This window comes from Enterobacter sp. Ag1 (genome assembly GCA_000277545.1).
Taxonomy (GTDB): Bacteria; Pseudomonadota; Gammaproteobacteria; order Enterobacterales; family Enterobacteriaceae; genus Cedecea.
The window spans coordinates 245686-264583 of record AKXM01000004.1 but is presented as its reverse complement, the minus strand read 5'-3'; the positions used below and the strand labels follow the sequence as shown (position 1 = coordinate 264583).

General features: G+C 54.9%; 22 protein-coding genes. 9 read left to right on the top strand and 13 right to left on the bottom strand.

Annotated features, from left to right (window positions below):
• The first annotated feature begins 122 nt into the window (after nt 1-122).
• Nucleotides 123-653 (top strand): disulfide bond formation protein DsbB, encoded by a 531-nt coding sequence (gene dsbB, locus A936_RS01995; RefSeq protein ID WP_008454083.1) that lies wholly within the window; start codon nt 123-125, stop codon nt 651-653.
• A gap of 50 nt (nt 654-703) precedes the next feature.
• On the opposite strand, the gene A936_RS01990 is transcribed toward dsbB, so the two are convergent.
• The 6 genes from A936_RS01990 to A936_RS01970 form a co-directional block, all read right to left on the bottom strand.
• Nucleotides 704-943: a putative hemolysin gene (locus A936_RS01990; protein WP_008454082.1), complete on the bottom strand. Its 240-nt coding sequence runs from the start codon at nt 941-943 to the stop codon at nt 704-706.
• A 24-nt stretch (nt 944-967) separates the two neighbouring features.
• Nucleotides 968-1177, bottom strand: coding sequence for a cold shock small protein YmcF (ymcF, locus tag A936_RS24030; protein ID WP_442892445.1), 210 nt, complete (start codon nt 1175-1177; stop codon nt 968-970).
• Nucleotides 1178-1275: 98 nt separating this feature from the next.
• Nucleotides 1276-1722, bottom strand: a complete 447-nt coding sequence (ycgN, locus tag A936_RS01985) for a cysteine cluster protein YcgN (RefSeq protein ID WP_008454079.1) — start codon at nt 1720-1722, stop codon at nt 1276-1278.
• An 89-nt stretch (nt 1723-1811) separates the two neighbouring features.
• A complete protein-coding gene (locus A936_RS01980; protein ID WP_008454077.1) occupies nt 1812-2471 on the bottom strand; it encodes a fumarylacetoacetate hydrolase family protein in 660 nt (219 codons plus the stop codon).
• A gap of 90 nt (nt 2472-2561) precedes the next feature.
• Nucleotides 2562-3623 carry a lytic murein transglycosylase gene (locus tag A936_RS01975; protein ID WP_034807475.1) on the bottom strand — a complete coding sequence of 354 codons (1062 nt, stop codon included), beginning with the start codon at nt 3621-3623 and terminating at the stop codon, nt 2562-2564.
• Nucleotides 3624-3698: 75 nt separating this feature from the next.
• On the bottom strand, nt 3699-3974 hold the full coding sequence (locus A936_RS01970) for a YcgL domain-containing protein (RefSeq protein ID WP_008454073.1): 276 nt from the start codon (nt 3972-3974) through the stop codon (nt 3699-3701).
• A gap of 126 nt (nt 3975-4100) precedes the next feature.
• On the opposite strand from A936_RS01970, the gene minC reads away from it, so the two are divergent.
• Genes minC through minE form a run of 3 tightly spaced genes read left to right on the top strand, consistent with a single transcriptional unit; the run spans nt 4101 to nt 5927 of the window.
• Nucleotides 4101-4811: a septum site-determining protein MinC gene (minC, locus tag A936_RS01965; protein ID WP_008454072.1), complete on the top strand. Its 711-nt coding sequence runs from the start codon at nt 4101-4103 to the stop codon at nt 4809-4811.
• 24 nt (nt 4812-4835) lie between these two features.
• Nucleotides 4836-5648: a septum site-determining protein MinD gene (gene minD / locus A936_RS01960; RefSeq protein ID WP_008454070.1), complete on the top strand. Its 813-nt coding sequence runs from the start codon at nt 4836-4838 to the stop codon at nt 5646-5648.
• Nucleotides 5649-5651: 3 nt separating this feature from the next.
• Entirely contained in the window at nt 5652-5927 is a 276-nt protein-coding gene (minE, locus tag A936_RS01955) for a cell division topological specificity factor MinE (protein ID WP_008454068.1), read from the top strand.
• A gap of 140 nt (nt 5928-6067) precedes the next feature.
• Here minE and rnd read toward each other — a convergent pair whose 3' ends face one another.
• The 5 genes from rnd to yoaA form a co-directional block, all read right to left on the bottom strand.
• Nucleotides 6068-7189 carry a ribonuclease D gene (gene rnd, locus A936_RS01950; protein WP_008454065.1) on the bottom strand — a complete coding sequence of 374 codons (1122 nt, stop codon included), beginning with the start codon at nt 7187-7189 and terminating at the stop codon, nt 6068-6070.
• A gap of 69 nt (nt 7190-7258) precedes the next feature.
• Nucleotides 7259-8944: a long-chain-fatty-acid--CoA ligase FadD gene (gene fadD, locus A936_RS01945; protein WP_008454062.1), complete on the bottom strand. Its 1686-nt coding sequence runs from the start codon at nt 8942-8944 to the stop codon at nt 7259-7261.
• A gap of 201 nt (nt 8945-9145) precedes the next feature.
• Nucleotides 9146-9739 (bottom strand): Slp family lipoprotein, encoded by a 594-nt coding sequence (locus A936_RS01940; RefSeq protein WP_008454060.1) that lies wholly within the window; start codon nt 9737-9739, stop codon nt 9146-9148.
• 42 nt (nt 9740-9781) lie between these two features.
• On the bottom strand, nt 9782-10477 hold the full coding sequence (gene tsaB / locus A936_RS01935) for a tRNA (adenosine(37)-N6)-threonylcarbamoyltransferase complex dimerization subunit type 1 TsaB (protein ID WP_008454058.1): 696 nt from the start codon (nt 10475-10477) through the stop codon (nt 9782-9784).
• 68 nt (nt 10478-10545) lie between these two features.
• Nucleotides 10546-12456, bottom strand: a complete 1911-nt coding sequence (gene yoaA, locus A936_RS01930) for a DNA repair helicase YoaA (RefSeq protein WP_008454055.1) — start codon at nt 12454-12456, stop codon at nt 10546-10548.
• Nucleotides 12457-12584: 128 nt separating this feature from the next.
• Here yoaA and A936_RS01925 point away from each other — a divergent pair, with 128 nt between their 5' ends.
• Nucleotides 12585-12929, top strand: a complete 345-nt coding sequence (locus A936_RS01925) for a RidA family protein (protein WP_008454054.1) — start codon at nt 12585-12587, stop codon at nt 12927-12929.
• A 21-nt stretch (nt 12930-12950) separates the two neighbouring features.
• Here A936_RS01925 and A936_RS01920 read toward each other — a convergent pair whose 3' ends face one another.
• Nucleotides 12951-13151 (bottom strand): YoaH family protein, encoded by a 201-nt coding sequence (locus A936_RS01920; protein ID WP_008454053.1) that lies wholly within the window; start codon nt 13149-13151, stop codon nt 12951-12953.
• A gap of 62 nt (nt 13152-13213) precedes the next feature.
• On the opposite strand from A936_RS01920, the gene pabB reads away from it, so the two are divergent.
• From pabB to sdaA, 3 genes are all read left to right on the top strand, one after another.
• The gene (gene pabB, locus A936_RS01915) at nt 13214-14581 is read left to right on the top strand and encodes an aminodeoxychorismate synthase component 1 (RefSeq protein WP_008454051.1); all 1368 of its coding nucleotides are present in this window, start codon (nt 13214-13216) and stop codon (nt 14579-14581) included.
• 3 nt (nt 14582-14584) lie between these two features.
• Complete coding sequence (locus A936_RS01910) at nt 14585-15181, top strand: CoA pyrophosphatase (RefSeq protein ID WP_008454050.1); 597 nt, start codon at nt 14585-14587, stop codon at nt 15179-15181.
• Nucleotides 15182-15364: 183 nt separating this feature from the next.
• Nucleotides 15365-16729: an L-serine ammonia-lyase gene (sdaA, locus tag A936_RS01905; RefSeq protein WP_008454048.1), complete on the top strand. Its 1365-nt coding sequence runs from the start codon at nt 15365-15367 to the stop codon at nt 16727-16729.
• 142 nt (nt 16730-16871) lie between these two features.
• Here the strand turns inward: sdaA and A936_RS01900 are convergent, their stop codons facing one another.
• Nucleotides 16872-17732: a LysR family transcriptional regulator gene (locus A936_RS01900; protein ID WP_008454046.1), complete on the bottom strand. Its 861-nt coding sequence runs from the start codon at nt 17730-17732 to the stop codon at nt 16872-16874.
• 95 nt (nt 17733-17827) lie between these two features.
• Between A936_RS01900 and A936_RS01895 the strand changes: the two genes are divergently transcribed.
• A complete protein-coding gene (locus A936_RS01895; RefSeq protein ID WP_008454043.1) occupies nt 17828-18841 on the top strand; it encodes a nitrilase family protein in 1014 nt (337 codons plus the stop codon).
• The last annotated feature ends 57 nt before the right edge of the window (nt 18842-18898 follow it).

Below are 18898 nucleotides of genomic sequence, written 5' to 3'. Positions count from 1 at the left end.
TCCCGTTACAAATTTTTTCCTTATAAACATCCGATTACTGCGTTATTTTCATCTGCGCTACTGGCGCAAAAAGGGAATTGGTTTACACTGCCGATTCTACGCATGCTGCAGGGAAACTGATTATGTTGCGATATTTAAACCAATGCTCTCTTGGGCGCACCGCCTGGCTGCTTTTAGCCTTTACGGCATTTGCGCTTGAGATGGTGGCATTGTGGTTCCAGCACGTTATGGGGCTGAAACCTTGTGTGATGTGTATTTATGAGCGTTGCGCGCTGTTTGGCGTGATGGGGGCAGGCATCGTGGGCGCGATAGCCCCTAAAAGCCCGCTTCGCTATGGCGCCCTGGCCATCTGGCTCTACAGCGCAGGGAAAGGCGTTCAGCTGGCATGGGAGCACACCATGCTGCAGCTTCACCCGTCCCCATTTGTGACCTGTGATTTCTTCGCTCGCTTCCCAAGCTGGCTGCCGCTGGATAAATGGCTGCCGCAGGTCTTTGTTGCCAACGGTGACTGCTCCGTTCGTCAGTGGGAATTCCTGTCGCTGGATATGGTGCAGTGGCTGCTCGGGATCTTCGCCGTGTTCCTGGTAATCGCGGTTCTGGTGCTGATTGCCCAGTTCTTCAAACCTAAGCGTCGCGATCTGTTTGGCCGCTAAGTTAACAAACACGTTAGACAAATAACCCACCTTTCGGTGGGTTATTTTTTTCAGGAATGATCGCGCCGGTACAGAGCCCATTCATCAATTCTTTCCCCGCCTGGCAGCAGGCAGTCACTTCTTTCGCCCTCAGGCGTTTTCACCATCACAGATTTCCCGCCTTTGGCCTGGCAGTAAACCGAAGCCGGGTTCGCCATGCCTATGCTGTGCGGAGGCTTCGGCGCCTCACGCTCTGCCGTCGCACAGCCGCTGAGCAACAATAGGCTCATGATGGTTGTTAGTTTTTTCATTTTTCCTCCTTTGAGGACGGAATCTTAACAGCGCGGCTGGGAAGAAGCCAAAGACTGTTGCCCCAGCGGGCTAAAACCGGAGAAGGTCGCATTTAATGGACGATGAGCGAACGCCTGCATTGCGGATTTGCAAAAGATACAGACTGCGCCATGGGGATTTGATTCTCGGACATCGTAGGGGGAGGTGCGATACTGCGATCCGCCACATGACGGACACTGGAATGTTAAATTCAGGATAAAAACTCTCTTATTTTGGTTATTGAAAGTCTATCCTATCACAAGATTGGTTATATAAAGGATTTATTTTCATTCCCGACCAGCATCGAAATACGCTAGTCAGCCCACTCGGGCTTGTTGAGGATATGATCCTGCCAGTCGCGGACCTCTGACTCTTTCACCGCGATATGACGCACGGAAATGCGCTCACCGTGCATGGCGGCTTTTGAACCGGTAATCAGCGGGTGCCATTCCGGCAGCGGTTTGCCTTCGGCCAGCAGGCGGTAAGCGCAGGTGTGCGGCAGCCACTCAAAAGTCGGCAAATTGTCGCGAGTGAGTTTGATGCAGTCCGGCTCGTATTCGAAACGGCGGGCGTAGTTCTTGCACTGACAGGTTTTGATATTGAGCTGCTTACAGGCGACGTTGGTGAAATAAATCTCGTCGGTGTCTTCGTCCATCAGCTTATGCAGGCAGCACTGGCCGCAGCCGTCGCACAGGGATTCCCACTCGGCGTCGCTCATTTCGTCGAGAGTTTTACTTTGCCAAAAAGGAGTGGGTGTCATAGCGGTTCCTGCATTTAAAAATTAAGCTGCACCTTATAAACAGTCTGACACCCGGATGCAAGTTTTGCCGCCCTGAAGCGGCAAATTGTTTATAAAACGCGCGTCGTCAGGCTGTGACCTGCAAAGCTCACTTCCAGCTCATCGCCGCTAAGCAGCGGGCCTACGCCCTCCGGTGTACCGGTCAGGATCACATCCCCCGCACGCAGGGTGAAGAACTTGCTCATATAGGCAATCAGCGGCACGATCTTGTGGATCATGTCTTCGGTATTGCCCTGCTGGCGAGTTTCACCGTTGATCTTCAGCTCCAGCGGGGTATTTTGCGGATCGTGAGTGAACTGTGCCGCAGGGATAAACCCGGAAATTGGGCAAGAGTTATCGAAGCCCTTGGCTTTTTCCCACGGCTGGCCTGCTTTTTTCAGTTTGGCCTGCAGATCGCGCAGCGTAAGGTCCAGCGCAACACCATAGCCGGCGATGGCTTTTTGCACGTGCTCTTCACTTGCCTGCTTAAGGGTTGAGCCGATCAGAATGGCCAGCTCTACCTCATGATGCACGGAGCCGAATTCCTGTGGTAACGCCAGCGGCTGGCGAATATCGCACAGGGCACTTTCAGGCTTAATAAACACCACCGGCTCGTCCGGCGTCGCACTGCCCATCTCTTTAATATGTTTGGCATAGTTGCTGCCAACACAGACTACTTTGTTTACCGGAAAATCAAGCAGCGCACCCTGCCAGTTATGATGTTGATACATGCCTTTCCTCTGTGTCGTGTGTGTTAACTGCCTTTGATACTAGATAAAAAAATGCCTGCTGAATACCGGGGAAGTGTTTCTAAGCGTGCCTTATTTATCTGCGATGGCATCCGCCATTTTGCCGATGCTAATGGCAAAGTAGTAAGAACGGTTCCAGTGCATCAGGGTGCGGAAGTTGTTATAGACCAGGAACGAACGATCCAAACCATCGTCTGGCTTCACCAGCCAGGCTTTCTTTGACGACGCTGGAAGATGGGAGCCTTTTGGCAGCGTCACGCCTAGTTTTTTCCACTGGGCCACGGACTTGCCCTGCCTCTGGCTTGTGCCCAGCAGCGAAGTATTAAAGCCCGTGGGCAGTTTCACTTCATAGCCCCACGCCCCACCACGCTGCCAGCCCTCTACCGCCAGGTAGTTTGCCGTGGAAGCGAAAACGTCGCGGGTGTTATTCCAGATATCAATTTTGCCGTCGCCATCGCCGTCTTTGCCGTAGCGCAGCAGCGAACTCGGCATAAACTGGTTCTGCCCCATCGCCCCGGCCCATGAGCCTTTCATCTGCGTCGCGCTGACATCACCTCGCTGGATGATTTTCAGCGCCGCTATCAGTTCGTTGATGAAAAAGGCTTCACGACGTCCCTCAAATGCGAGCGTCGCTAAAGCAGAAATGACATCTTCTTTGCCCTGCAGCTTGCCGAAGTTACTTTCCATTGCCCACAGCGCGACGATGTAGCGACTCTGCACGCCACTTTTGGCGCTGACTTTTTCCAGCTCTGCCCGGTGCTGGCGGGCCAGGCTACGCGCCTGTTTGATTTTGGCGGGAGTAATAACGCGGTTTAAATAGTCATCCAGCGTTATTTTCTTTTCCAGCTGATTGCGATCGGATTGAATGACCCGATCGACAAAATGAATATTGGCAAAGGCTTTTGCCAGCGTCGCATTGCTGATGCCCTTTGCTCTGGCTTGTTGTTTTAATTTTTCGACATAAGCCGGAAATTCAGCGGGATTTCGCCCTTGCTCAGCGAGCGTGGTGGTTTGACGCGGGCTAGTTTGAGGAACTGAGGCGGCTGTGGGAGTCGCCTCAGCAGCGAGAAGATAACCGGCCCCGCTGGAAAGAATTAAGGCGCTGAAGGTATAACGCAAAGCTGCATTTTTCATCATCATTTCTTCAATAATGTGTTTCACACATTCTCCGTGTGAAAGCATGGAAAAGATTTACCTTCAGTCCGAAATTTATTTTTTAGGACTCTTTTCCAGGTGCATAGTCAGCAAACTTTCTACCGGAGGTGGGATCTGTAAATAATAGCCCTCAGTTTCCAGCGCCTGTTTCACTTTATCCAAATCGGCATTGGCCAGTTTTTTACTGCCGTCCAGCGGCAACAGCATCGACAGGACCGGTTTGCCAAAGCCTTTCATCAGCTCTTCCGGCACTCGGGAGAAATCGTCTTTTTTTTCGACATAAAGATATGTCTGGTCACGTTTAGTACTTCGGTAGATCACACAAAACATTTTTTTTACTCTATTTTCGCCAGCGAGTGGCTTGCCTGAATATAAGCTGGACTATAACATGCCTGATGTACTTCGGAATATCGTCCCACAATAGTGGGGATTGAAACTGAATTGAGTAAGGCCAGGATGTCAAACACGCCAATCGAGTTAAAGGGCAGCAGTTTTACCTTATCTGTGGTTCATTTGCATGATGCACAACCTGAGGTTATTCGCCAGGCTCTGGAAGATAAAATCGCCCAGGCTCCCGCATTCTTAAAGAATGCCCCGGTGGTCGTTAACGTCGCCAGTCTCGATGGTTCCGTCAACTGGAAGAAAGTACAACAGGCCGTTACCGCAACCGGCCTGCGCGTGGTGGGTATCAGCGGCTGTAAAGATGAAGCTTTAAAGGCTGAAATTGAGCGTGCTGGCCTGCCCTTGCTGACCGAAGGGAAAGAAAAGGCCGCAAGAACGCCAAAAGCCGCACCTGCTGAGCCCGTGGTGGTCACCGCGCCGGATGTTACACCGATCACAAAAACGCGTTTAATTGATACTCCGGTCCGTTCCGGGCAGCGCATTTATGCGCCAAACTGTGACTTGATTGTGACCAATCACGTCAGCGCCGGTGCAGAACTGATAGCAGATGGTAATATTCATATTTACGGCATGATGCGTGGCCGTGCGCTGGCTGGTGCAAGCGGCGATCGTGATGCACAAATATTTTGTACTAACCTGGTAGCAGAGCTTGTCTCTATTGCGGGCGAGTACTGGCTGAGCGAGCAGATCCCAGCCGATTATTATGGAAAAGCGGCTCGCCTGAATCTGGCGAGTGGTGCGCTCTCCGTTCAATCTTTGAATTAAGCCCTTTTAACAAGGAAATCCTTTATGGCACGCATTATTGTTGTTACATCGGGTAAAGGGGGCGTCGGTAAGACCACGTCCAGCGCGGCCATCGCTACGGGGCTGGCCCAAAAGGGAAGAAAAACCGTCGTTATTGATTTCGACATTGGTCTGCGTAACCTTGACCTGATCATGGGCTGCGAACGCCGCGTTGTGTACGATTTCGTTAACGTGATTCAGGGCGATGCCACGCTGAATCAGGCGCTTATCCGCGATAAACGCACTGAACAGCTCTATATCCTGCCTGCTTCACAAACCCGCGATAAAGACGCTCTGACCCGCGAAGGCGTGGCCAAGGTGCTGGAAGACCTGAAAAACATGGACTTCGAGTTTATCGTTTGTGACTCCCCGGCAGGTATCGAAACCGGCGCGCTGATGGCGCTGTACTTCGCGGATGAAGCGGTCATTACCACCAACCCGGAAGTCTCCTCGGTGCGTGACTCAGACCGAATCCTCGGCATTCTGTCGTCCAAATCCCGCCGCGCTGAAAACGGTGAAGAGCCGATTAAAGAGCATTTATTGCTGACCCGCTACAACCCAGGTCGCGTCAATAAAGGCGATATGCTGAGCATGGAAGATGTGCTCGAAATTCTGCGCATTCCGCTGGTTGGCGTTATCCCTGAAGACCAGTCAGTGCTGCGTGCGTCCAACCAGGGCGAGCCGGTGATTCTTGACGGTGAATCGGATGCAGGCAAAGCCTACGCCGATACCGTGGAACGCCTGCTCGGCGAAGAACGCCCTTTCCGCTTCATTGAAGAAGAGAAGAAGGGTTTCCTGAAACGCCTGTTCGGAGGATAAGTTATGGCATTACTCGACTTTTTTCTGTCACGAAAAAAGAACACCGCCAACATCGCGAAAGAGCGTTTACAGATCATCGTAGCTGAGCGTCGCCGTAGCGATGCGGAACCGCATTACCTGCCGCAGCTGCGCAAGGACATTCTCGACGTGATTTGCAAATACGTGCAAATTGACCCGGAAATGGTCAGCGTCCAGCTCGAGCAGCGGGATGGAGATATTTCGATTCTGGAGCTGAACGTGACGCTCCCGGAAGCGGAAGAAGCCAGTAAGTCGGCATGAATAAAAAACCCCCTGCATTTGTCAGGGGGTTTTATTTTTACGCAGTCACTTAACGTTTATTCAGCTCATTCTTGTTGCAGCTTGCCAATATATTCAAACCCGAGAACAATACTGTAATTATTCCCAGGTCATATAAATAATCAGTATTCCGCCAGCAATTTCGTTAACGCTTCTGCCATTAATTCTGCCCGCCAGCCGCTAATTAATTCCGGTGCCACACTTTGCGGTTTCAATTTCCAGTGCCAGTTTAACAGCTGATTGATTTGGCGGCGGGAGGCCAGTAATTCGGCGCTCAGCCCTTTAGCCTCGCTCACTTCCTGCACCAGGGCTTTAATGGCCTTAAACACTTTGCGATAGCCCGGCATATCCACCAGGTTTTGCAGCGGCTGCGGCAGCTCGCTCTCCGGCAGCGCCTGCGCCTCGGCCACCAGGGCGATAAGCGTTTTGCCGTGGAAGCGAATTTCGCTGCCGCTCAGGCCAAGCGAGTCCAGTTCGCCCAACGAGCCAGGCATGTATCTCGCCACCTGCCACAGGTTTTCTTCGCGGACGACAAAGTTCACCGCCATGTCGCGCTCGCGGGCTTTACGCAAGCGCCAGGCCGCCAGCTTCTTGAGGCAGGCCAGCTGTCGGGTACGCAGCTGCCAGGCATTGCCTATTTCGCGCCAGGCTTCTTCCGGATCGAGCTGATCGCGACGACGGGAGCACATCAGATGGCATTCATCGAGAGCCGCGCCTATCCAGCCCGCCGCTTCCGTTTCGGCCATCAGTTTCTCAGCGATAGGCAGCAAATAAAGCACATCTGCCGCGGCGTATTCACACTGCCTCTCCGTGAGTGGACGCGCCAGCCAGTCGGTGCGGGATTCACTTTTATCCAGCGCAATGCCGGTGTAAGACTCAACGATAGTGGCAAAGCCGCAGGACAGCGGGCGGCCAGTAAAGGAGGCCAGAATTTGCGTATCAATAAACGGATCAGGCAGCATGCCAAAGGCATTCAGGAAGACTTCGAGATCTTCGCTGCCCGCATGCAGATACTTGATGGTGTCAGGATCCTGCAACAACGCCTTGAACGGCGACCAGTCGCCGATGGCTAAAGGATCGATCAGCGAAACCTGCTGGCCGTCATAAAGCTGGATCAGCCCCAGCTGCGGGTAATAGGTTCTGGTGCGAACAAATTCGGTGTCCAGCGCCAGCGCGGGGAACTGACGAGCGGCCTGGCATACGGCGGCCAGCCCTTCATCGGTAGTAATCATCTGGTAAGTCAAATTCAGTTCTCTTAGGTTGCGCCCATAAAAAATGCCGGCGAACCGGCATCAGGACGAGTGACTTGGAGCTCAGGCGTTATTGTTGCCTGTCTTGCCCGCTTCGTCACGCAGTTCTCGTCGTAAAATTTTCCCGACGTTCGATTTTGGCAGTTCCGTGCGGAATTCGATCAGTTTAGGCACTTTATAGCCGGTTAACTGGCGACGACAGAAGGCGATCAGCGCCTCTTCCGTCAGGGCAGGATCTTTTTTCACCACAAAGATTTTCACCTGCTCACCGCTCACCCCGGCAGGAACACCCACCGCCGCGACTTCAAGCACGCCTTCGTTCTGCATGACCACATCTTCAATTTCGTTCGGATAAACGTTGAAGCCGGAAACGAGGATCATGTCTTTTTTGCGGTCAACGATGTTCATGAAGCCTTCTTCGTTCATTACCGCAATATCCCCGGTGCGCAGCCAGCCGTCTTTAATGATTTCATCCGTTTCTTTCGGTCGCTGCCAGTAGCCCAGCATTACCTGCGGGCCTTTAACGCACAGTTCACCAGGCTCACCGGGCGGTACTTCATTGCCCTGGTCGTCTATCAGCTTCACATCGGTGGACGGCACCGGCAGGCCAATAGATCCGCTGTGATAATCCATATCATGCGGGTTCGCGCTGACCAGCGGCGCGCATTCCGTCAGGCCATAGCCTTCAAGCAGGAAGCGGCCCGTGAGTTTTTCCCAACGTTCGGCAACAGCGTGCTGGACGGGCATACCGCCGCCCGCAGCGAGGTGAAGGCTTGAAAAATCAAGCTGCTGGAACTCTTTGTTATTCAGTAACGCGTTAAACAACGTATTCACGGCGGTCATGGCAGTGAAAGGATATTTTGCCAGCTCTTTTACCAGTCCCGGAATGTCGCGTGGGTTGGTAATCAACAGGTTCTGCCCCCCCATGTCGATAAACAGCAGGCAGTTAATGGTCAGAGCAAAAATGTGGTACAGCGGCAGCGGAGTCACCACCAGCTCTTTACCTTCGTGCAGTAGCGGGCTGTATGCCGCCCTGACCTGCTCGAGGTTGGCCAGCATATTACGGTGCGTCAGCATGGCGCCTTTAGCTACGCCGGTTGTGCCGCCGGTGTACTGCAGGAAGGCTAAATCGCCATTGATAATTTCAGGTTTGATGTACTGCATGCGGTAACCGCTTTGCAGCGCCCGACGGAAAGAGATGGCGTGCGGCAGATGGTATTTGGGCACCAGACGCTTGATGTACTTCACCACGAAGTTAACCAGCGTCCCCTTCGGCCCGGAGATCTGGTCCCCCAGTCGAGTCAGGATGACGTGTTTCACCTGGGTTTTTTCGACCACTTTCTCCAGCGTATGGGCAAAGTTTGACACGATCACAATCGCGCTGGCCCCGCTGTCATTCAGCTGGTGCTCCAGCTCTCGCGGAGTATAGAGCGGGTTAACGTTAACCACCACCATACCGGCGCGCAGAATGCCGAACAGCGCGACAGGATACTGCAGCAGGTTTGGCATCATCAGCGCCACGCGGTCGCCTTTTTTCAGGCCCAGCCCCTGCTGAAGGTACGCGGCAAATGCCCGGCTGCGCTCTTCCAGTTTGCGGAAGGTCATCACCTCCCCCATGTTGATAAAAGCGGGTTTGTCAGCGTAGCGAGTGACAGCCTGCTCAAACATATCAACCAGGGATTGATAGCGGTCGGGATTTATTTCAGCCGCAACGTCGGCCGGGTAGCGGTTAAGCCAAACCTTATTCAAGGATCCACCTCTGAAATTATTATTTGTCGTCATCACAACCCCAGGGAATACATTTCGTTAACATAATATTAACTCAGCGTACCAGTTTATTAATTAGCCTGATTAAAGGTTGCGAAGCACATCACTAAATTTTTTCATCCGTCCTGGATAAAAACAAACAGCGGCCAGGCCGCTGTTTGAAAACATTTTAAAAACAACAGATTATTCGGTTACAACGGTTTGCACCTGTGCAGGCCCCGGATTGTACCAGCCGCCGCCCCACATGTCGTAATGGTGGCGATACGGGTAAGGCCCGCCCCAGAACCACGGATCGATCGGCTGCGGCGGCATGACGACCTGCTGGACTACGTTCCAGCGTTTGTATCCCGTTGCCTGCATGGTCATGAATTTATAGGGCGTCTGACCAATCTTACCTTCTGCCGTGCCGGTAATTGGCCCGACGACGGTCACCAACTGATTGCGGAAATCTACCGGATCAAGGAAGCCATTGACGTCGGCATAAATGCGCCCTTGCGAAGGCTCATTCAATGCCGGACGGGCACCTTCATCGAGGCTGACGGTGGCAATCTCCAGGCGAGTTTTGCCCTTCAGGTTGTCCACGTTCACCACTCGCCCGCCAAAGCGCGCTTCCTGCCCGACATAGAGCTGGGGCGCACTCATCACCGCCGTCAGATCCTGCTGTGGGGTGGCGGAAGTCCCTTTAATTGCATCCGGCACGCTCACGCAGCCGCTCAGGACCAGCGCCGCAGCGGCGGCCAGCAGCCAGCTGCATTTTTTGACATTACAAACAGCCATACCTCATCTCCTTAACCTGCCCGCCGTTTAGCGGGGTCGGTCTTACTCTCTGCCAGGTAGCTTTTTCCAGGTGACTTCGTTACGCAGGTAGACAGGCTCCGCATGCTCGACGGCGACGGTTTTGCCGGCGCTAAACGCCTGCTGCGCCAGAGGAAGCATATCTTCAGCTTCAGGCAGCGTAGTTTCACCGTCCTGCAACAAAAGTCCGCTATCCTTCGCCATATCAGGCCAGGCCTGCCAGCCTGTTCCGACTGTAGCCCAGGTGCCGCTCAGATGCTTCAACCGCCCGGCAACGTCTTCAGGCTTAAGGACGGCTTCGCTTGCTTCACCGTGCCACACGCCCTGCTCGTCACGCTCATATTCAGCCCAATAAACTTCGCCCATGCGGGCATCTATTGCGGCGAGTACGCGGGTGGCGCCCGTTCTGCGCCATGCGCCCTGAGCCATTGTCGCCAGCGTTGAAACGCCAATCATCGGCAGCTCAGCACCCAGCGCCAGCCCCTGCGCAATCCCAATCCCAATGCGCACACCGGTGAAACTGCCCGGCCCACGCCCGTAGGCAAGTGCGTTCACCTCAGACAAAGTAATCCCGCCCTGGTTCAGGATCTCTTTGACCAGCGGTAAAATTCTTTGCGTGTGCTCACGCGGGCAGAGTTCGAAATGGGCGTAGGACGCCGCGTCGTTTTGCAGGGCAACAGAACAGGCTTCTGTTGCGGTATCGATGGCTAAAATTCGCATGGGCTTGCCAACCTCTGGCGGAGATAAGGTCAAAAAACGGCGCGCATCATACCATAGCCTGGCACAAATTACTGCGCACCAGAGGCATTGAGGAACTCAACTGCCCGATTTATATCCCGGGTACGCGGCGTGGGCGGCAGGCTGTTAAGGAAAACAGCGCCATACGGACGCATGACCAGGCGGTTATCGCAGATAACCAGGACCCCACGGTCTTCCACATCGCGGATGAGGCGACCGACACCCTGCTTAAGGGTGATCACCGCGTCAGGCAGTTGGACATCGTCAAATGGATCGCCCCCGCGAATGCGGCAATCTTCCATGCGAGCCTTGAGCAGCGGATCGTCCGGCGAAGTAAAGGGAAGTTTGTCGATGATAACCAGGGAGAGCGCGTCGCCGCGCACGTCTACGCCTTCCCAGAAGCTGCTGGTCGCCACCAGCAGGGCATTACCGGCCTCAACAAATTGCTGCAGCAGTTGGCCTTTGCTGGTTTCCCCCTGCAGCAGCACGGGCAACGTCATGGTGGCCCGGAACTGTTCCGCCAGGTCGCGCATCATGGCGTGGGAGGTACAGAGCATAAAGCAGCGCCCGTTGTTCGCCTCAATGAGCGGGCGCAACAGGTTAGCCAGGTGACGGCCAGCGTGGGGCTGATTCGGCGTCGGCAGCCCTCTCGGCACGCACAGCAGCGCCTGTTTAGCGTAATCAAACGGGCTGGCAAGCAGCAGTGTTTCTGCTTCGTCGATACCCAGCCGCTCGGTGAAATGGCTCATATTGTCATTCACCGCAAGCGTGGCCGAGGTAAAGACCCAGCAGCCCGCTTTTTCACGAATGACTTCCTTAAACTTGTCGGCCACGGACAGGGGCGTCAGGGCCAGCGTGAAGTGGCGGGCGTTGCATTCATACCAGTAGCTGTAGCCCGGCTGATTAATCTCTTTCAGCCGTTTAATTCGCCCACGGTAAATTACCGCGCGTTCAAATGCGGCATCCAGCAGCGCCGAGCGGCCAAGAGAAAGCTTTGCCACGTCATAACACAGCTCCAGGGCATCATCGAGCAGCAGCAGCGAACGCTGGATATTCGCGTCCGCAAGCAGCTCCCGCAGGTTCCCCCGGTAGCCCGGGTCGCCTATTTGCAGGCGGAAGTCCTGCGTGCGCTGGGCAAGGCTGTCGGCGCTTTTTTGCAGCTGCTGCGCGTCACGGACTTCCGTGCGGTAGGCAATGGAAATGTCTTTGGCGAGGTCGAGCAACTGCCGGCTGGAGATAGACTGGCCAAAATACTGGCTGGCGATATCCGGGATCTGGTGGGCTTCATCGAAAATTGTCACCTGAGCCTCGGGAATAAGCTCCGCGAAGCCGCTCTCCTTCACTACCATGTCGGCCAGGTACAAGTGATGGTTCACCACCACCACGTCGGCATCCATCGCCTTTTTACGCGCCTTGACCACAAAGCAGTCCTGATACTGCGGACAATCCTGCCCCAGACAGTTATCGTTGGTGCTGGTGACCATCGGCCAGACGGTGGAATCTTCGGCGACGGACCCACAGGTGCTGATATCGCCATCCACGGTTTCACTGGCCCAGCCGCGCAAATGCATCACGTCGCTTAACGCCTGCACGGGCAAATCACCGCCCGCCAGCGACTGCTGCTCCAGCCTTTCCAGGCAAAGATAGTTAGAGCGCCCTTTCAGCAACGCCACGCGACCGGTAAATTTCAGCGCACGGGATATCGTCGGCAGATCGCGAGAAAACAGCTGATCCTGCAGCGCTTTTGAGCCGGTAGAAATAATGACTTTTTTGCCAGAACGCAGCGCGGGGGCAAGATAAGCGTATGTTTTCCCTGTACCGGTACCGGCCTCTACCACCAGCTCGCCGCCGGCTTGAATCGCCCGGGTTACGGCCTCCGCCATTTCACGCTGAGCTTCACGCGGCTTGAAGCCCGGAATGACCTTAGCCAGTTGGCCGTCTGCTGCAAAATCGTCCGTCACGTTACCCCCTGGTTAAATTGCCAGTGATTATGTCAGCCCCGGCGAGGTTTATCCAGCCAGGCGGTGGCACCGGGCGGCGGATTGTGGCAGTCTGTGCCGCACATATCGTTTGTTGTTAAGGAGTTGCCATGAGTATTGCGCGTATAAAACCTGAAGCCCGCTGGTCTGATGCGGTTATCCATAACCAGACCGTGTACTACACCGGCGTCCCGGAAAACCTGGATGCTGACGCCTACCAGCAGACGGCAAATACCCTGCAGCAAATCGACACCCTGCTGGCCGAACTCGGCAGCGACAAGACCCGCATTCTGGATGCAACGATTTTCCTGCCGGATGGCGAAGATTTTGCGGCGATGAATAGAGCGTGGGATGAGTGGGTCGTGGCGGGTAAAGCGCCGGTACGCTGCACCGTACAGGCTAAGTTGATGAACCCGCGCTACAAAGTGGAAATCAAAATCATCGCGGCAGTGTAACGCTAAGTCGCTAAGGCCCGGCTAGTCCTGCGGGTCTTCTTCTTCGCCGTCTTCATCTTCAAAGCGTACGGCGACGTTACCCCCGGTATGCGAGGCACGAATCTCACTGGCTACGAGGGCGATGGCTTCGCCGCTGCTCATGCCGTCGGCCATCAGTTCGTGAATACGCTCGACGGCCTGCTGCTGCTGCTCGTGGCTAAGCGCCGGTAATCCTGAAATCATGTTTAAGTCCTGTTACAGTGCTGAAGTCGCTATTTTACTCTGCTCCTGACGATGCTACCAAGATGAATGTTACAACCTCCCCCGTTTTTCGCGAACTCAGCTGGCAGGCCGATGCCGTTCAGCACTATTTCCGCTCGGTTTCCACTCAGCCCTGGGCCATGCTGCTTCACTCTGGCTTTGCCGATCATCCGCATAACCGTTTTGATATTATGGTTGCCAGCCCGCTTGCAACGCTGGTCACACGCGGCCAGGAAACCGTGATTGAACGCCACGGGCTTTCATCACAACACAACGAATGCCCGCTTGAACTGTTACAGCAAACGCTGGACAGCTGTGGCCTTGCCACCACGCCCACTAGCGATATTCCGTTCTGCGGCGGCGCGCTGGGGCTATTTAGCTACGATCTGGGCCGCCGCTTTGAGAAAATCCCCGCGACGGCAGAACAGGATTTAACCACGCCGGACATGGCCGTCGGCATTTATGACTGGGCGCTGATTGCAGACCATCATCTGCAGCGTCTGACGCTGGTTTGCAGGGGAGACATTGAAGCTCGTCTGGCCTGGCTGAATGCACTCTCGCCCCGGCAAAATGTTCAGCCTTTCCGGCTGACCAGCCAGTGGCAGTCCAATATGTCCCGCGAAACGTACGGCGAGAAGTTCCGCCAGATCCAGGCTTATCTCAGCAGCGGAGACTGCTACCAGGTTAACCTGGCTCAGCGGTTCCACGCCCGCTATGAAGGGGATGAATGGCAGGCTTTCGAAACGCTGAATCAGGCGAACCGCGCGCCGTTCAGCGCTTTTCTGCGGCTGCCGGACAGCTGTATTCTTAGCCTTTCCCCGGAGCGGTTTGTTCTGCTCGAAGACAAGCAGATTCAAACCCGCCCGATTAAAGGCACGCTGCCTCGTCTTGCCGATCCGCAGGCCGACGCAGCGCAAGCTGAACGCCTGGCGAACTCGCCAAAAGATCGCGCTGAAAATCTGATGATTGTTGATTTGCTGCGCAACGACATTGGCCGCGTTGCGGTGCCGGGCAGCGTCAAAGTGCCAGAGCTGTTTGTGGTGGAGCCTTTCCCTGCGGTGCATCACCTGGTGAGCACGATTACCGCCAGGCTGCCTGAGACGCTTAGCGCCTGCGATCTCCTGCGCGCCACCTTCCCCGGAGGTTCAATCACCGGTGCCCCCAAAGTGCGGGCAATGGAAATTATTGAAGAGCTTGAGCCCCAGCGGCGTAACGCATGGTGTGGCAGTATCGGCTACATAAGCTTCTGCGAAAAAATGGATACCAGCATCACCATCCGTACGCTCACTGCCGAAGGCGGGAAATTATATTGCTCTGCCGGCGGCGGGATCGTTGCCGACAGTCACGAGGCGGCGGAATATCAGGAAACTTTTGATAAAGTTAATCGTATCCTGCCCTTACTGGAGAATTAATGCATGCCTGGTTCGTCCCTGACGCTGAATGATTTCCTTACCCGGTTTCAACTGCTACGCCCGGCAGACAGCGGGCCGGTCAGCAACAAACGTCAGGCGGCGGTGCTGGTACCCATTGTGCGGCGCCCTCAGCCGGGGCTTTTACTCACCCAGCGCTCGCTGATGCTGCGCAAACATGCAGGCCAGGTGGCCTTCCCCGGTGGAGCGGTAGACGACACCGACAGTTCGCTGATAGCCGCCGCGCTGCGGGAGGCCCAGGAAGAAGTCGCCATTCCACCAGAATCCGTCGAGGTTATCGGCACGCTTCCACCGGTGGACAGCGTGACGGGTTTCCAGGTCACGCCGATTGTCGGCATCATTCCCCCTGATTTGCCTTGGCGCGCCAGTGAAGATGAAGTTTCTGCGGTATTTGAAATGCCGCTCGCCGAGGCGCTGAGCCTTGGGCGCTACCATCCGTTAGATATCCATCGCCGCGGCAACGCGCATCGCGTCTGGCTTTCCTGGTATCAACGCTATTTTGTCTGGGGGATGACGGCGGGGATTATTCGCGAACTCTCTTTACAGGTAGATAGCGATCCAGGCGACACTTTAAAACGCTGAAAATGGCTATATTTAAGCAACAGAAAGACCATAAATCATCTGCTATTAGGTGATTTATGGTTAAGCATTAGTTTAATTCATGTGAATAGTTTCCTGGTGGAACCAATAAATTTTTAAACTAGCGCTTAGCCATTTCAAAGCATCATGTTCCATGAAACAGGGTGCTATCAGAGGAGTTTTAGAGTGATTAGCATATTCGACATGTTCAAAGTCGGCATCGGGCCTTCCAGCTCCCATACCGTCGGGCCAATGAAGGCCGGGAAACAGTTTGTCGACGCACTGATCGAACAGGGACTGCTGGACAGTACCACCCGCATCGCGGTGGACGTTTACGGTTCTCTTTCCCTGACGGGGAAAGGCCACCACACCGATATCGCGATTATTATGGGTCTGGCCGGCAACCAGCCGGATAACGTCGATATCGACGCTATTCCGGCTTTTATTCGCGACGTGGAAACCCGCGGTCGCCTGCTAATTGCTCAGGGTCGTCATGAGGTCGATTTCCCGCAGGATAACGGCATGCGTTTTCGCAGCGACAACCTGCCGCTGCATGAAAACGGCATGCAGATCCACGCCTATAACGGCGACAAAGGGATCTACAGCAAAACCTATTATTCCATCGGCGGCGGCTTCATCGTCGACGAAGAACACTTTGGTAAAGATGCGGCCAGCGAAGTCACCGTGCCTTATCCATTCCATTCCGCACAGGAAATGCTGCAGCACTGCAAGGACACCGGGCTTTCCGTATCCGGCATGGTAATGCAGAACGAACTGGCGCTGCACAGCCGCGAGGAAATCGAAGATTACTTCGCCAATATCTGGCAAACCATGCGTGCCTGTATCGATCGCGGGATGAATACCGAAGGCGTGCTGCCTGGCCCGCTGCGCGTGCCGCGCCGCGCCTCTGCCCTGCGCCGGATGCTGGTGTCCAGCGACAAGCTGTCCAACGATCCAATGAACGTGGTTGACTGGGTGAACATGTTTGCCCTGGCGGTGAACGAAGAGAACGCCGCAGGTGGCCGCGTTGTGACCGCGCCAACCAACGGTGCCTGCGGGATCGTACCTGCGGTGCTGGCCTACTACGACCACTTTATCGAGCCGGTCACGCCGGACACCTGGATTCGCTACTTCCTGGCCTCCGGCGCTATTGGCGTACTGTACAAAATGAACGCCTCTATTTCTGGCGCTGAAGTAGGCTGCCAGGGTGAAGTCGGCGTTGCCTGTTCGATGGCGGCGGCGGGCCTGGCTGAAATCATGGGCGCAAGCCCGGAACAGGTTTGCGTTGCGGCGGAAATCGGTATGGAACATAACCTCGGCCTGACCTGTGACCCGGTCGCCGGCCAGGTACAGGTGCCATGTATCGAGCGGAATGCGATTGCCTCGGTGAAGGCTATCAACGCCACCCGTATGGCGATGCGTCGTACCAGCGCCCCGCGCGTTTCGCTCGATAAGGTCATTGAGACCATGTACGAAACCGGTAAAGACATGAACGCCAAATACCGCGAAACATCGCGAGGCGGGCTGGCCATTAAGGTTCAGTGCGATTAAGCCGTAACCAAGAAACGCGGCTTAAACGATAAGCCGCGTTCGTTATAAAATGAGCGGGGAGTACCGTAAGGTATTTCCCGCTCACATCGTTTTACTGAGCATCCGCTTGTTCTTTCCCCGACATTCAATATCTAAAATTCAATTAGCCGGTCACCATCTGCAGGAAGCGATCTCGCACAGGATCGTTTAACTGAGCATTCCAGGCTATGCCCGTTTGCCAGGTGGTATCTTCACCTTCAAGTACCACAAGCCTGACTCCGGCTGGCAGAATATGGCTTACCCCCGCCGGCAGTAATGCCACGCCCTCTCCGGCGGCAACCAGCGCCAGCAAAGTCTGAATATCATCTGCCGCTGAAACGGTACGGGGAGCGAGATTATTGCCTGAGAGAAAACGCGCTGCCTGTGCCGACAGCCCTTCTCCCCGATTGCGGGATAGCTGCAGCAGTTGGCTCATTTGCAGCAACTCTGTTGCCGCAGCTGTTTCCGTATTAGGCGCCTGAGCCACGGCAAGAACCAGCCGCTCTTCCGCCAGGATTCGACTTTCCAGCTGTGCAGGCGCAGGCAATCGCACAAACCCAACCTGAAGACTGCCCTCCATTAGCTGCCGAAACTGTTCTGCAGAGGACATATCATTCAGGGATACCCGCACATCCGGAAACTGGCTGCGAAAAACAGCCACCTGCCGAGGGGCCAACTGGAAGGACGAGATCCCAAAGCCCATGGTCAGTTTCCCCGCCCGCCCTTTCTGAATATCGGCCACTTCGGAACAGAAAAGATCGTGGCGTTCGAGTACCGCAGCGGCTCCTGGGAGCAGCAGCTCTCCTGCCACGGTCAGCCTTGCCCCGTGGCGACCTCGCTGAAATAGCGTGATGCCGGAAAGAAACTCCAGCGTCTGGATTTGTTTGGTCAGTGCAGGTTGCGTGACGCACAGTTTTTCAGCGGCTGAATGATACGACCCTGACTGTGAGAGGGTAACGAAAGCGCGCAGCAGTTTTATATCCATTCCGTCTGGTTATCGTATGGGGCGAAACCGTGATTATACACGCGAACATGCTCTCTGATGGAATAGCCTCCGAATCGTTGAATAAGGAGCGCAAAATGGATACCACTATTCGAACTGCCACAGTGCAGTTCTGCCACCGGGCGGGAGATAAACAGTACAATTTATCGGTGATGGAAAAATTTATTATTCAGGCCGCCCAGGAGGAGGTAAAGATTCTGGCCTTCCCTGAAATGTGCATTACCGGATACTGGCATGTGCCGGACCTCAGCCGCCAGGCGCTGAATGCGTTGTCTGAGCGGGCTGACGAGAGCGCATCATTAGCCTGGGTCGCCGCACTTGCAGAAAAATACCAGATGGCTATTGGCGCCGGGTTCATTGAAAAGAGCAGCGACGAACGCCTGTATAATGCCTACGCCATCTGCATGCCGGATGGCACGCGGCATGTGCACAGGAAGCTCCACGCGTTTGAACACCCTGATATTTCCTCCGGCAACAGTTTTACTGTTTTTGACACGCCGTGGGGAGTGCGTGTCGGGGTGCTTATCTGCTGGGATAATAATCTCGTGGAAAATGCGCGCATTACGGCCTTGTTGGGCGCCGATGTTCTTATCGCTCCACACCAGACTGGAGGAACCCATTCGCGAAGTCCCTTCGGCATGAAACCTATTTCCCCCAGCCTCTGGGAAAACAGACATAACGACCCGCAAACGCTGGAGGAAGCCTTGCGCGGGGACAGCGGCCGGGGCTGGCTGATGCGCTGGCTACCTTCTCGCGCGCATGATAATGGCTTTTTCATTCTGTTCAGTAATGGCGTCGGCCTGGATAACGGAGAGGTTCGGACAGGAAATGCCATGGTTATTGATCCCTACGGCAGGATCGTTACCGAAACGGGCTCCTTTGAGGATACGATCGTGTACGCCGACCTCGATCTGGAGTTGCTGCCGATGTCTACCGGCCGCAGGTGGATTCACGGCCGTCGGCCTGAGCTGTATGGTGTCCTGGGCGAATCACAGGGCTACGAGCGAGATGCGAGGACTGCGCGATTTTCTGAAGATGTACCCGGTTTTAGCGGTGACCATCGAAGCAAGGCCGGGAATAAGGCTGAATAGGTTGCCAAATAAGAGGGGAAAAGGAGACCAATACTCCGTCTCGTAAGAGCTGACGTC